Source organism: Vibrio sp. 10N.247.310.24, assembly GCF_041467175.1.
Taxonomy (GTDB): Bacteria; Pseudomonadota; Gammaproteobacteria; order Enterobacterales; family Vibrionaceae; genus Vibrio; species Vibrio tasmaniensis_A.
The window spans coordinates 1-13641 of record NZ_JBFSUD010000101.1 but is presented as its reverse complement, the minus strand read 5'-3'; the positions used below and the strand labels follow the sequence as shown (position 1 = coordinate 13641).

Sequence of the window (13641 nt, the reverse complement as noted above, 5' to 3'; positions counted from 1 at the left end):
AGCGCAACCTTGCCAAGGTTGAGGTCATCGGTTCGAACCCGATGTATCGCTCCAGTTTACTTTTCATGGTAAACAAAACTCTTTAAACCACAGTGTTTAAAGACGACCTTACCGGTCACGCTCTTTCTTTAATGCTGCGAAGCATAATCCCCCCAAAAAGCAAATAATCCTCCATTATGGTGGATATTTTTTTGTCTTAAATTTTTGTTAGCAACAAGAATGCTAGTAAACATCAGGTCTCTGAAGCAGATACTTGAGGTTTTTCATATCTATAAACAGACTTACCCACAAAGTATCAAGTGTGGATAACTTGGTTGATAAAGTTATTTCAGACCTAATTCTTTACATTTCTCTAAAAGATCTTTCTTGTTTTCAGTATATTAGCTGAATTGTGCCGATCGTAACTCATTGTTTTTTATCAGGTTGAATGCTTACCTTGAATTTGATAAAAGATCGTTAACTTGTTGTTTTTTGATCTTAATCATTTATCGGTACTGTGTTTAACTTTACGTGGGTGTCGGAAGTTTACGAGAGTTCTGAATTTTTTCCACATTGTTAGAATTGAGAACAAGGTCAAACATTGTTCGAAAATTATGTGCAACGAGTTGTGTTGTATGGTGGGTTGTTGGTGTGGGTTGACCTGCCAATCGTTGATGGCTAAGGGGCTAGGCGTCTCTTGGTAGCCCTTTCTCAACGATGCGTATTAGCCTGTGCTTTTTGGTGAGGATTTTGCTGCTATTTTTTTGCACACAGCTATTTTTCTGCGTAGAGCTATCTTCTTGCATGCTGCTAGCATTGGGTAACTGTTGTAGTTGTTTATTTAAAGCCCACTCAATATGCACATCCAGCATTTCGTTGTTGCCTCGATGAGATTCCAGTGTTTCAACAATGCGTTGTTGAAATGGCGCATTGCCCATAGCAACAAAAATATTGCGTAACCATTGGGTGTGTCCAATACGTCTTATCGCTGAGCCTTCCATCTTCTTTAGGAAGGTCGCTTCATCCCAACTTGAAAGTGAAACAAGGTCTGCCTCTCGGAAGTCTTCTCTGCGCTGGAAGTCTGTTTGCTCAGTGAGTTCGGCATGGCGGTTCCACGGGCAAACTAACTGACAGTCATCGCAACCGTAAATACGATTACCAATTGCGTCTCTAAACTCTTCCGGGATCACACCATCATATTCAATGGTTAAGTACGAGATACATTTTCGAGCATCCACTACGCCATCAGCAATAATGGCGCCCGTTGGACAAGAAGTGATACATGCGGTGCATTTGCCGCACTCATCGACACTGGGTTCATCTGTTGGAAGAGGTATGTTAACTAACAATTCTCCTAGGAAGAACCAAGAGCCAGCGTCTTTATCAAGAATTAATGAGTGTTTACCTGTCCAGCCCAACCCTGCTTTTTGAGCGAGCGGTCGTTCCAAGATGGGCGCTGAATCCACGAAAGGACGTGAGTCTAAACCTTCGACTTCCTTCTCGATTCTTTGTCCCAGCTTTTTCAACTGGTTGCGGAACAATTTGTGATAATCGCGGCCTAAAGAATAACGGCTGATATAACCTTGAGTGGTATCGCTTAGGTTAGAGGCAAACTGAGCTTCTGGTGGTAGATAGTTCATTCGGGCGCTGATCACTCGAATGGTGCCTGGGTGAAGTTCATTGGGACGAGCACGCATCATCCCATGTCGAGCCATCCAATCCATTTCGCCGTGGTTGCCAGCATCTAGCCATGCTTGAAGAGGGGCTTCATGTTCACTTAAATCAACATCGCAGATGCCAACTTTTTGAAAGCCTAGTTCTTTTCCCCAGATTTTAATTTTTTCAGCAAGATGGTCTAGATTCATGGCTTAATTCTTAATTCTTATTTTCTCTGTTTTACAATTAGAGATAAGGCTAATTAAAATTAGGTTCGGCAAAAATGGGGGCGGATCTTAACGGATCTTAGTGGTATTGACCAGAACAGACGTGTTTTGATCAGTATTTTTCATAGAACTTACACTTGAGTGCTTGTCTCCCAAAAGCATCACGGTTTACTATTCTTGTTCTTTTGATTTTTATATAGTCAACGATCGATTTTTAGAGAACGTATTCATGAGCACGAAACAATTTACTTTGAAAGATGAACAAGCAACGATTCAATTAGGAACGGAGCTTTCTAATCTTTGCTCACAGCAGACAACTATTTATCTGCATGGTGATCTTGGCGCAGGTAAAACGACCTTCAGTCGTGGTTTTGTAAAAGCACTTGGCCATCAAGGAAATGTAAAGAGCCCAACGTATACTCTAGTTGAACCTTATCAACTTGCCGATTGGCAGGTGTACCATTTTGATCTTTATCGCCTAGCCGATCCTGAAGAATTAGAGTTTATGGGGATTCGTGACTACTTCACGCCAGATGCTATCTGTTTGGTTGAATGGCCAGAGAAAGGTTATGGAATGCTACCAGAAGCAGATTTGGATATTGATATTCGTTACCAAGACGATCACCGCATTGTTTCTTTAACCGCTAACAGTGAATACGGACAGCGCTTACTTAGTCAGTTGGAGTTATGTTGATTTCTAGACGCCTTATTTCAGCAGTAGCTATGTTGGCTGCTGTTTTTTCTATACTGTTTTCTTCACTTGTTTCTGCAAACTCACTAAAGAGTTTAAGGGTTTGGCCTTCTCCAGAAGAAACTCGTGTGGTTATCGATTTAAAATCAGAAGCGGATTTCAGCTATTTCACCCTGAGTAGCCCGAGTCGCTTGGTTGTTGATTTAAAAAAGACCAACCTTGCAACTAAGTTACCGGTCGTGGTGAAAGACAGCCCCGTTCTATCTAAGATTCGTAAAAGCTCACCGCCAGACAAAAACACCTATCGCTTGGTTTTTGAGTTAAAGAAGTCGTCTAAAGCAGAGTTGTTTAAACTCAGTCCGACTCCTGGTGGTCAGTACGGACATCGCTTGGTGATCGATTTGCCTCATGGTGCGGCAAGTAAAGGCAAAGCAACATCAACGCCGACTAAGCCAACAGTGAGTAAGAACCTCAATCAAGTTAAGCGTCAGCGTGATGTTCTGATTGTGATTGACCCAGGCCACGGTGGTGAAGACCCTGGTTCCATTGGCCCATCTCGTAAATATGAGAAGAATGCGACTCTTAGTATTTCGAAAAAGATCGCTGCGCAGTTGAATGCAGTTCCGGGAATCAAAACGCGTTTAACACGTAATGCTGATTACTTTGTAAACCTGAACAGACGTGTTGCAATTGCTCGTGAGAACGAAGCACACCTCTTGATCTCTATTCACGCCGATGCCTTTACGACGCCTCAACCAAGAGGTGGTTCGGTGTTCGTGTTGAATACTCGACGGGCAAATACTGAGATTTCCCGTTGGATTGAGAACAAAGAGAAGCAGTCAGAATTGCTGGGCGGCAGCGGTGCTGCGTTTACTGGCAATATTGCAGATAAAAACGTCAACCAAACCCTGCTTGATTTGCAGTTTAGCCACTCTCAAAAAGAGGGCTACAAACTGGCAACGACCATTCTCTCTGAAATGGGTAAGGTCGCAAAACTGCATAACAGTAAGCCGATTAACACCAGCTTGGCAGTGTTACGTTCACCACAAATTCCATCGGTACTTGTAGAAACGGGCTTTATTTCGAATCCGACCGAAGAGAAGCTTCTTTTCCAACGTTCGCATCAAGACAAACTTGCGCGGGCTGTGACCAAAGCGGTCGTTAAATATTTGAAAGCGAATCCACCAGAAGGGATTGTTATTTCTAACGCGGCGGCATCTTCTAACTCTACCAGTCAGCACAAAGTACAGCGTGGTGAATCATTGTCTGTGATTGCGAAGAGGTACGGCTCGTCTACACAAGCATTATTGAAGTTGAATGGTTTGAAGTCGACGAGCTTAGCGGTAGGGCAAATTCTAAAAATTCCAAGCTCGGGTTCACAAGCGGCTACCACAACAAGCCGTAAAACGCTGACACACACGGTTAAGTCTGGAGAGTACTTAGGCAAGATAGCTAGCCGTTACAAAGTATCGGTAGCAAGCATTAAACGTGAGAACCGCTTGAAATCAGAAACCGTGAGAGTAGGCCAAAAGTTACGTATTACGGTTGAAGTAAAAGATATACCTCTACGTAAACATAAAGTCGCAAGAGGTGATTATCTTGGCAAGATTGCTTCGAAATATGGCGTGAGCGTCAACAGTATCCGTCAAGCAAACAAACTACGTTCCGATGAGTTGGCCATTGGCCAAGTGCTGATTATTCCGCACAAATAGTTGGCTAATGTTGAAGTAATGTTTAGAACATAGAAGCAATCTCAAACGCGAGAAGTGCTTCTATAAATGGCAGTAAGGTAGCTATACATATGACGATCAAAATACTGCCAGCTCGGCTAGCTAACCAAATCGCAGCGGGTGAAGTGGTAGAAAGACCTGCTTCTGTTGTGAAAGAGTTGGTTGAGAACAGTTTGGATTCTGGTGCGACACGTATCGATATCGATATCGAGAAAGGTGGCGCTAAGATGATCCGTGTTCGTGACAACGGCAAGGGCATTGTTAAAGATGAGCTTGCCTTGGCATTAAGCCGTCATGCTACCTCTAAAATTCATACTCTTGATGACCTTGAAGCGATCGTCAGCCTAGGTTTCCGAGGTGAAGCTCTGGCGAGTATTAGCTCTGTTGCGCGCCTAACTATGACTTCACGCCCTACGACTCAGGATCAAGCTTGGGCTGCACATAGTGAAGGTCGTGATATGCAGGTGAAACTGCAGCCAGCAGCGTATCCCATTGGCACCTCGGTTGAGGTATTGGATCTGTTCTTCAATACTCCGGCACGACGTAAATTCTTACGCACCGAGAAAACTGAATTCACGCATATCGATGAGCTGCTTAAACGCATTGCATTGAGCCGTTTTGATGTGACGATTAACCTTCGTCATAACGGTAAAATGATTCGTCAGTACCGCGCTGCAAAAACACAAGTTCAAGCCGAAAAGCGCATCGCAGCTGTATGTGGCAATCCTTTTGTTCGCCATATGCTTAAGATCGAACTTGAGCATCAAGGCTTAAAACTTCATGGCTGGATCACCACGCCTGAAGGAGCAAGACAACAAAGCGATCTGCAATACTGTTATGTGAATGGTCGTATGATGCGTGACAAGCTCATCAACCATGCGATTCGTCAAAGCTACGAAACTAGCTTGCGCCCCGACCAATTCGCTACGTATGTGTTGTTCATCGAGCTAGACCCACATCAGGTGGACGTGAATGTTCATCCTGCAAAACATGAAGTGCGTTTTCATCAAGCCCGCCTTGTACACGACTTTATCTACCAAGCCTTGAGTGATGGCTTAGCCCAAAGCAAACAAATTGATGCAGCACCGATCAAGCAGTCTGCGTTTCATCAGTCAGAAGTGATGCATCATCAGCAAGGTAGCTCGAATCCGGGTATCGGAGAGATTGCCAGTTTCTCAGAGCCTGAAAGCATAATGCCGAGCAGTTCAGAACAACCTCAAGTATCTGATAGTGAAAGATATGCTATTGAGCAAACGCCAGCCTACCCAAGAAAAGCCGAATCTGAACAGGTTTATGATAACCCTCAGCACAGCGTTAATGATGGTGGGCAGCGTTATAGCTCACCAGCTAACCGAGGTTCATCGTCTAGCAGAGGCTCGTCGGATCGCGAAACCAGTTTTACAGGCTCGCCTCGTCAAGAGTGGATAGAGTCTCGACCTGAACCTAAAAAAGAAAAAGAGCCGCACCAACATCATGGTGAGCCTGCTCCATCTAAGCGAGAAGTGAAGGCCTATAAAGAGCTTCTGAAAACGCCAGATTTTGATGACCAAGTTGTAGAACCATACTCACCTCACGAGCATGTGGCACCCGTAGAAACCAGAGACAGCATAGAAAATAAAGAAGCTAAGCCTGCTCAACAGAACCCTGTTCATTTAAAGCCAAGAGTACCTGTGACGGACTTAGGCAAAGCAGTCTCGGTAGTGGAACGCCAATATTTGGTAATGGGAAACAAGAACGGCAGTGTGTTGGTTTCTTTGGCTAAGGCTGAGTTATTGCGTGTTGTTGGTCAGCTTGATACGCGTGATGGCGCGTTAAAGAGCCAACCATTATTAGTGCCTTTATCCATCAAATTAGGCGCTGATTTAGTCGATGTCGCTAAGGCGCTAAGTCCAATACTGTCTGTGCTTGGTATCGAGCTTAAAGCTAGGAATAACGAAGCGATAATGGTGATGGGAGTGCCTTCTCCTTTGAGGCAGCAAAACTTACAAATTTTGATCCCAGATCTGTTATCTTACGCGGCTTCAATAAACGCTCAGGCCTCGGAAACTCAAGGCCATAGCTTTTCTAGCGATACGTTACCATTACTGGTTAACTGGATCGGGATTCAGACAGCACAAGTAAAAAACGACTACACTTTATCTGAAGCGGTTCAACTAGTTGGGGAACTTGAGCAACTTTGGCATGGTCTACTTCCATTAGATGATCCCGAATTTGTTAATCCTATCGACTTTTCTGCAACCATCGCTGCTTTTATGGCTTAGTTTTCAGGTGAATTTTCACAGCTGAGTTTTAGATAAATTAAGCTTATTTACGGCTTCGGCTGTTTACGATTTAACTGTTGCGATGAGGCTTTTCTTAGTAGACAAGAGTATCGCGACATGAAGCCTTTTAATTAAGTGCTCTAACAGAGAAATAAATACAAAATATCATGACTGAAAAATTACCTTTAGCGTTGTTTTTAATGGGCCCAACGGCATCAGGAAAAACAGATTTAGCTATCCGCTTGCGTCAGAAATACCCGGTAGAGATCATTAGTGTCGATTCGGCGCTAATCTACAAAGACATGGATATTGGTACTGCTAAGCCGGATGCAGGAGAGCTCGCGCTCGCGCCTCATCGCTTGATTGATATTCTCGATCCAAGCGAAGCGTATTCTGCGGCTGACTTTCGTCGTGATGCGATCAGTGAAATGAATAAGATTGTAGCGGAAGGTAAAATCCCGCTACTTGTTGGTGGCACAATGCTTTACTACAAGGCATTGTTGGAAGGTTTATCGCCACTACCCGCCGCGGATCAAGAGATTCGTAAGCAGATTGAAGCGGAGTCTATTGAACAGGGTTGGCAGGCATTGCATGATCAATTAAGAGAGATAGATCCCGTATCCGCTGAAAGAATACACCCAAATGATCCACAAAGGCTTTCAAGGGCATTGGAAGTTTATCGAATTTCGGGTAAAACATTAACAGAGCTAACTCAAACGAAAGGCGATAGCCTGCCATTTCGTGTAAAACAATTTGCAATAGCTCCCAAGGAAAGGAAAGAACTCCATCGCCGCATTGAGCTGCGTTTCGAGAAGATGATAGAAGCGGGATTTGAAGATGAAATGAAAGCGTTGTACGCCAGAGAGGATCTTCACCCTGAACTACCATCGATCCGATGCGTTGGTTATAGGCAGATGTGGGATTATTTAGATGGGAATTGCGATTTAGACGAAGCGGTTTTCCGTGGTGTCTGCGCAACCCGTCAATTGGCCAAGCGACAAATCACCTGGTTACGCAGTTGGGATGATTTAACTTGGTTGGATAGCGAAAACATTGAACAGGCGTTAGAAACTCTTTCAGATGCAATAGCATCTGATTAGTATTGCTGTGTATAATGTGATCGCTTTTGCGTGAATATACTCTGGAAAGGATCAGTTGTTGAGGCTTTTAAAAATCACAGCCTTTCAATAACAACGGAGTTTTTTTATTCGTTTAGCTCAGATGCAAAGGCCGCACCTTTTTGTGCACCACTAGCTAAATAATTACAACAAAATATAAATAAGGAAAATAAAATGGCTAAGGGGCAATCGCTACAAGACCCATTCCTAAATGCACTCCGTCGTGAGCGCATTCCAGTCTCTATCTATCTTGTTAACGGCATCAAGCTGCAAGGTCAGATCGAGTCTTTCGATCAATTCGTGATCTTATTGAAGAACACAGTAAACCAAATGGTTTACAAGCATGCGATTTCTACTGTGGTTCCTGCTCGTGCAGTGAGTCACCACAGCGGCGAGCAACAACGCGCGCCATCTGATCGTCCTGAGAAGACTGAAGATTAATCGTTCAATTGATACAGCTTGCGCTGTAATAAGGAGTTGGTTGCTTGTTTGACCGTTATGAATCCGGCGAGCGAGCCGTACTTGTTCATATCAACTTCACGCAAGAGGGAGAATGGGAAGACCTGAGCGAATGTGAAATGCTGGTCTCCTCAGCGGGGGTAGAAACGCTACAAGTGATTACTGGTAGCCGACAATCCCCACTCCCTAAATACTACGTTGGAGAAGGTAAAGCCCTAGAAATCGCACAAGCTGTTCAGCTAACCGGTGCTGAAATTGTGATTTTTAACCACTCCCTCTCTCCTGCCCAAGAGCGAAACCTCGAGCAATTGTGTAAATGTCGTGTGATTGATCGCACGGGTTTGATCTTAGATATCTTTGCACAACGTGCGCGAACTCATGAAGGTAAGCTACAAGTTGAGCTCGCTCAGCTTCGTCATATCTCTACTCGATTGATTCGTGGTTGGACTCACCTTGAAAGGCAGAAAGGTGGTATTGGTCTTCGTGGTCCAGGTGAAACTCAACTGGAAACCGATCGACGTTTGTTGCGTGACCGTATAAAGGCAATATTACGTCGTTTAGCGAAAGTCGCTAAGCAGCGTGAACAAGGACGACGTGCTCGTAATCGAGCTGAAATCCCAACAATTTCTTTGGTTGGTTATACCAACGCGGGGAAATCAACACTTTTCAATCGCATCACAAGTGCTGGTGTTTATGCGGCAGACCAACTGTTTGCAACCTTAGACCCAACACTACGTAAGATTGATTTGGCAGATGTCGGGCCTGCAATTCTCGCAGATACCGTAGGTTTTATCCGCCATCTACCACACGACTTGGTCGCTGCGTTCAAGGCTACGTTACAAGAGACGCAGGAAGCTGACATTTTGTTACATGTTGTTGATGCCAGTGATGACCGCTTTCGTGAGAACATTCAGGCTGTTCATGAAGTATTAGAAGAAATCGATGCTCATGAAGTGCCAACCCTTGTAGTCATGAACAAAATTGACTGCATGGAAGACCAAAAACCTCGAATTGAAAGAGACGAAGAGGGCGCACCTCGCGCTGTTTGGGTTTCTGCAATGGAAGGAGAAGGCATTGAACTGCTGTTTGAAGCTTTAACTGAGCGTTTAGCAAGTCAAATGGTTCAATTCCGATTGTGTATTCCACATCAACATCAGGGCCGTATTCGTAGCTTATTCTTTGAGATGAAATGTATTCAACAAGAAGAGTATGATGAAAATGGTAACTTGTTGATAGGTATCCGAATGCAACAAATAGATTGGTCTAAACTTGAAAAAAGAGAAGGGGCGCTCTTAGGTGGCTTTATCGTTACCAAAGAGACTGCTACAGTATAACGTCATATCAAATGATGGAGCTTTCTAATGGCGTGGAATGAGCCTGGAAATAACAACAACGGCGATAATAACGGCCGCGATAACGACCCTTGGGGTAAGAACAATAATCGCGGCGGCCGAGATCAAGGACCGCCAGACTTAGACGAAGTGTTTAGTAAACTAAGTCAAAAGTTAGGTGGCAAGTTTGGTAAAAAAGGTGGCAACGGTAACGGGCCATCTATTGGTGGTGGCGGTGCGATTGGCTTTGGTGTCATTGCTGTCATTGCGATTGCTATCTGGTTCTTCGCTGGTTTCTATACCGTTGGCGAAGCAGAAAGAGCAGTAGTACTTCGACTGGGTCAGTTCGACCGTATCGAGGAACCTGGTCTTAACTGGCACCCACGCTTTATCGATGAAATCAAAGATGAGCAACTGGTAAACGTTCAAGCGATTCGTTCTCTACGTGCTGCTGGCACCATGCTAACGAAAGATGAAAACGTTGTGACCGTTGAAATGGGTGTTCAATACCGTGTTTCTGACCCATACAAATACTTGTATCGTGTAACGAATGCAGACGACAGTTTACGCCAAGCAACCGATTCTGCGCTTCGTGCGGTAATTGGTGACTCACTAATGGATAGTATCTTGACAAGTGGTCGTCAGCAGATTCGTCAAAGCACTCAAGAAACGTTGAACCGTATTATTGATAGCTACGACATGGGTATTCTGATTGTTGACGTGAACTTCCAGTCAGCACGTCCACCTGAGCAAGTGAAAGATGCATTTGATGATGCTATCGCGGCTCGTGAGGATGAAGAGCGTTTCGAGCGTGAAGCTGAAGCTTACCGAAATGATATTCTTCCAAAAGCAACAGGTCGTGCTGAGCGTTTGAAGAAAGAAGCGGTGGGTTACTCAGAGCGCACAGTTAATGGTGCTCTAGGTCAAGTAGCTCAGTTCGAGAAACTGCTACCTGAATACCAAGCAGCTCCTGAAGTAACACGTAACCGTATGTACCTTGATACAATGGAAAAAGTGTACTCAAGCACATCGAAAGTCCTGATTGATTCTGAATCAAGCGGTAACTTGCTATACCTACCAATTGATAAGCTAGGCGCACAAGGTGGTTCTCAGTCGGGCACTCGCCCTGCAAAAACATCATCAACTTACGATCAAATTGAGTTAGAAACTCAAGCCGATCCAAAGTCTAGCACTCAAACTCGTTCAGACAGTTCACGTCAAGGGAGATACTAATAATGCGTAAATTAATGATCCCTGTATTAGTTGTGACGATTGCCCTTCTATTGATGTCACTATTTGTGATTCAAGAAGGCGAACGTGGCATGGTAATTCGTTTTGGTCGAGTTCTCGATGACAACGGCGTATCACGAATCTATGAACCAGGCTTGCACTTTAAACTGCCGATGTTTGATCGCGTAAAAGTACTTGATGCTCGTATTCAAACGATGGATGGTCGTTCTGACCGTTTCGTAACATCAGAGAAAAAAGACGTTCTAATTGATACCTACGCAAAATGGCGTATTGCTGATTTTGGACGTTTTTACCTGAGTACCGGCGGCGGTAATATCATGACGGCAGAAGCACTTCTTGAGCGTAAAGTGACAGATGTTCTTCGTTCTGAAATTGGTTCTCGTGAAATTAAGCAGATCGTGTCAGGTCCTCGTAATAAGGACATCCTGCCAGACTCTGCTGATAGCGAAGTTGTCACAACGGTAGCGGCTGCAGAAGCACTAGAAGTTGATGGCGAACGCGATAAGATCATGGAAAACGTTTTGTCTGGAACGGCAGAAAGTGCGATGGCTGATTTAGGTGTTGAAGTTGTTGATTTCCGAATGAAGAAGATTAACCTTCCTGACGAAATCAGTGAATCTATCTACCGCCGTATGCGTGCAGAACGTGAGTCGGTTGCTCGTAGACACCGTTCACAAGGTCGTGAGAAAGCAGAAGTTATCCGTGCTCAAGCTGAGCTAGAAGTCGCGACTGTTCTTGCTGAAGCTGACCGTACTGCTCGAGTGACTCGTGGTGATGCTGATGCAGAAGCAGCGAAGATCTACTCTGATGCATTTAGCAAAGACCCTGAGTTCTATGGCTTCATGCGTTCACTGCAAGCTTATGAGACATCATTTAGCGATAAGAGCGACATTCTAGTACTGGATCCGAAGACTGACTTCTTCCAATACATGAATCAAGCAAGCGGTGCTCCAGCAAAATAAGCTGATTCGTTAATTCATTAAATTAGCGAAGTACCTAAAAATCAAAAGGCTCCCATAATGGGAGCCTTTTTGTTTTCTATTCGTTGAAGACTGCAGGTTGACCATTGAATCTTCGAGGGAAGTCGTAGTGACAGCTCCGTACTTTGAGAAAACCTAGCGGTAGGTCATGAAAGCGATAACGGCACCAGCCACCACAAGACAACCGCCAATACGGCGCAGTTGGGTGTCTGGTTGCTCGCTCAGTTGCGCGACCATGTTTCTCCAGCCATTAGGTGCAATCAAGGGGCCGAGCCCTTCAGCGATAAGAACGAGCCCAATAGCGAGCCAAATTGATTGAGACATGGTTCTGCCTTTTGTCTATAAAATGCAATGATATCAGCATCTTTACACATTCGCCCTCAGTTATCGCTGGTTTATTTTTGTACAGCGTTAACGTTTATGAACAAAAAGTGACTGCAAGAAGTGTGATTCAGTGCTAGAATCCATTTTTAATTAGCAACAGAAATTGGAAAGATGGGAAATAACGTAGTCGTTCTAGGCACCCAATGGGGTGATGAAGGTAAAGGTAAAATCGTTGACCTTTTAACTGAAGATGCAAAATACGTGGTTCGCTACCAAGGCGGTCACAATGCAGGTCACACACTTGTAATTGACGGTGAAAAAACCGTTCTTCACTTAATTCCATCAGGCATCCTACGCAATAACGTTAAATGTGTTATTGGTAACGGTGTTGTATTATCGCCTGACGCACTTCTTAAAGAGATGAAGCCTCTTGAAGAACGCGGTATCCCAGTGCGTGAGCGTCTTTTCATCTCTGAAGCTTGTCCTCTAATTCTTCCGTACCATATTGCTATCGACAACGCGCGTGAAATCGCTCGTGGCGCTAAAGCTATCGGTACAACAGGTCGTGGTATCGGTCCTGCTTACGAAGATAAAGTTGCTCGTCGCGGCCTACGCGTTGGCGACCTTTTCGATAAAGAAGCATTTGCTGAGAAGCTAAAAGAAGTTATGGAATTCCACAACTTCCAACTAGAGCACTTCTACAAAGCTGAAACAGTAAGCTACGAAGAAGTACTTGAGCAAGCGATGAGCTACGCAGACATGTTAACTGCGATGGTTATCGACGTAACTGACGAACTAGACGCAGCACGTAAGCGCGGCGACAAGATCATGTTTGAAGGTGCTCAAGGTACGCTACTAGATATCGACCACGGTACTTACCCATACGTAACGTCTTCTAACACGACTGCTGGTGGTGTTGCTGCAGGTTCTGGTTTCGGTCCTCGTCACATCGGTTACATCCTTGGTATTACTAAGGCTTACTGTACTCGTGTTGGTTCAGGTCCATTCCCAACTGAGCTATACGATGGCCTTGAGAAGCAAGATCCAGTCGGTAAGCACCTAGGCGATGTTGGTCACGAGTTTGGCGCAACTACTGGTCGTCTACGTCGTACAGGTTGGTTCGATGCTGTTGCTATGCGTCGTGCAATCCAAATCAACTCTCTATCTGGTATGTGTCTAACTAAACTAGACGTTCTAGATGGCCTAGAAGAACTAAAAATCTGTACTGGTTACAAGATGAAAGATGGTTCTATCCTAGAAGTTTCTCCAATGGCTGCTGAGTCATTCGAAGAAGCGACGCCAATCTACGAAACAATGCCTGGTTGGTCTGAAAACACATTTGGTGCTAAATCTATCGACGCGCTTCCACAAGCTGCTCTAGATTACATCAAGCGTATCGAAGACCTAACTGGCGTTCCAATTGATATCGTATCAACTGGCCCAGATCGTAACGAAACTATCATCAAGGTTCACCCATACGGCGCATAATGCCAGCTGAGTGATTACCACAGCACGAACCGTACTGAGGTAATTAAAGTACTTTGATAATGAAATAGTTTTCTAAAAGCCGACTTTATTAAGTTAATGCCGATCGTTTAAGAAGACTTGAACGATCTTGCAGTTAGCAGATAATC

11 protein-coding genes are annotated in these 13641 nt (G+C 44.5%); 9 read left to right on the top strand and 2 right to left on the bottom strand.

What is annotated here, in order from left to right:
* Positions 1–665 precede the first annotated feature (665 nt).
* Positions 666–1844, bottom strand: coding sequence for a tRNA epoxyqueuosine(34) reductase QueG (gene queG / locus AB6E08_RS20795; RefSeq protein WP_029225599.1), 1179 nt, complete (start codon positions 1842–1844; stop codon positions 666–668).
* Positions 1845–2091: 247 nt separating this feature from the next.
* Between queG and tsaE the strand changes: the two genes are divergently transcribed.
* The 8 genes from tsaE to hflC all read left to right on the top strand — a co-directional run bounded on the left by tsaE (position 2092) and on the right by hflC (position 11665).
* Entirely contained in the window at positions 2092–2556 is a 465-nt protein-coding gene (tsaE, locus tag AB6E08_RS20790) for a tRNA (adenosine(37)-N6)-threonylcarbamoyltransferase complex ATPase subunit type 1 TsaE (RefSeq protein ID WP_004735870.1), read from the top strand.
* Complete coding sequence (locus AB6E08_RS20785; RefSeq protein ID WP_017101857.1) at positions 2550–4265, top strand: N-acetylmuramoyl-L-alanine amidase; 1716 nt, start codon at positions 2550–2552, stop codon at positions 4263–4265. Before tsaE ends, AB6E08_RS20785 begins: the two co-directional genes overlap by 7 nt.
* Positions 4266–4354: 89 nt before the next feature.
* Positions 4355–6544: a DNA mismatch repair endonuclease MutL gene (gene mutL, locus AB6E08_RS20780; protein ID WP_372066100.1), complete on the top strand. Its 2190-nt coding sequence runs from the start codon at positions 4355–4357 to the stop codon at positions 6542–6544.
* Positions 6545–6711: 167 nt separating this feature from the next.
* Positions 6712–7644, top strand: a complete 933-nt coding sequence (gene miaA, locus AB6E08_RS20775; protein WP_009847880.1) for a tRNA (adenosine(37)-N6)-dimethylallyltransferase MiaA — start codon at positions 6712–6714, stop codon at positions 7642–7644.
* A 192-nt stretch (positions 7645–7836) separates the two neighbouring features.
* The gene (gene hfq / locus AB6E08_RS20770; protein ID WP_004735866.1) at positions 7837–8103 is read left to right on the top strand and encodes an RNA chaperone Hfq; all 267 of its coding nucleotides are present in this window, start codon (positions 7837–7839) and stop codon (positions 8101–8103) included.
* A 44-nt stretch (positions 8104–8147) separates the two neighbouring features.
* A complete protein-coding gene (gene hflX / locus AB6E08_RS20765; protein ID WP_017101855.1) occupies positions 8148–9455 on the top strand; it encodes a ribosome rescue GTPase HflX in 1308 nt (435 codons plus the stop codon).
* Between the two features lie 27 nt (positions 9456–9482).
* Positions 9483–10685 (top strand): FtsH protease activity modulator HflK, encoded by a 1203-nt coding sequence (hflK, locus tag AB6E08_RS20760; RefSeq protein ID WP_009847882.1) that lies wholly within the window; start codon positions 9483–9485, stop codon positions 10683–10685.
* Positions 10686–10687: 2 nt separating this feature from the next.
* Positions 10688–11665 carry a protease modulator HflC gene (gene hflC, locus AB6E08_RS20755; RefSeq protein WP_009847883.1) on the top strand — a complete coding sequence of 326 codons (978 nt, stop codon included), beginning with the start codon at positions 10688–10690 and terminating at the stop codon, positions 11663–11665.
* Positions 11666–11818: 153 nt separating this feature from the next.
* Here hflC and AB6E08_RS20750 read toward each other — a convergent pair whose 3' ends face one another.
* Positions 11819–12007, bottom strand: coding sequence for a DUF2065 domain-containing protein (locus tag AB6E08_RS20750; RefSeq protein WP_009847884.1), 189 nt, complete (start codon positions 12005–12007; stop codon positions 11819–11821).
* Between the two features lie 171 nt (positions 12008–12178).
* Between AB6E08_RS20750 and AB6E08_RS20745 the strand changes: the two genes are divergently transcribed.
* Positions 12179–13495, top strand: a complete 1317-nt coding sequence (locus AB6E08_RS20745; RefSeq protein WP_009847885.1) for an adenylosuccinate synthase — start codon at positions 12179–12181, stop codon at positions 13493–13495.
* Positions 13496–13641 lie beyond the last annotated feature (146 nt).

Excerpts from the sequence above, each read along its gene's own strand:
- hfq (WP_004735866.1), top strand. The coding sequence starts at position 7,837 with ATGGCTAAGGGGCAATCGCTACAAGACCCATTCCTAAATGCACTCCGT.
- miaA (WP_009847880.1), top strand. The coding sequence starts at position 6,712 with ATGACTGAAAAATTACCTTTAGCGTTGTTTTTAATGGGCCCAACGGCA.
- AB6E08_RS20750 (WP_009847884.1), bottom strand. The coding sequence starts at position 12,007 with ATGTCTCAATCAATTTGGCTCGCTATTGGGCTCGTTCTTATCGCTGAA.
- hflK (WP_009847882.1), top strand. The coding sequence starts at position 9,483 with ATGGCGTGGAATGAGCCTGGAAATAACAACAACGGCGATAATAACGGC.
- AB6E08_RS20785 (WP_017101857.1), top strand. The coding sequence starts at position 2,550 with ATGTTGATTTCTAGACGCCTTATTTCAGCAGTAGCTATGTTGGCTGCT.
- tsaE (WP_004735870.1), top strand. The coding sequence starts at position 2,092 with ATGAGCACGAAACAATTTACTTTGAAAGATGAACAAGCAACGATTCAA.
- AB6E08_RS20745 (WP_009847885.1), top strand. The coding sequence starts at position 12,179 with ATGGGAAATAACGTAGTCGTTCTAGGCACCCAATGGGGTGATGAAGGT.
- queG (WP_029225599.1), bottom strand. The coding sequence starts at position 1,844 with ATGAATCTAGACCATCTTGCTGAAAAAATTAAAATCTGGGGAAAAGAA.
- hflC (WP_009847883.1), top strand. The coding sequence starts at position 10,688 with ATGCGTAAATTAATGATCCCTGTATTAGTTGTGACGATTGCCCTTCTA.
- mutL (WP_372066100.1), top strand. The coding sequence starts at position 4,355 with ATGACGATCAAAATACTGCCAGCTCGGCTAGCTAACCAAATCGCAGCG.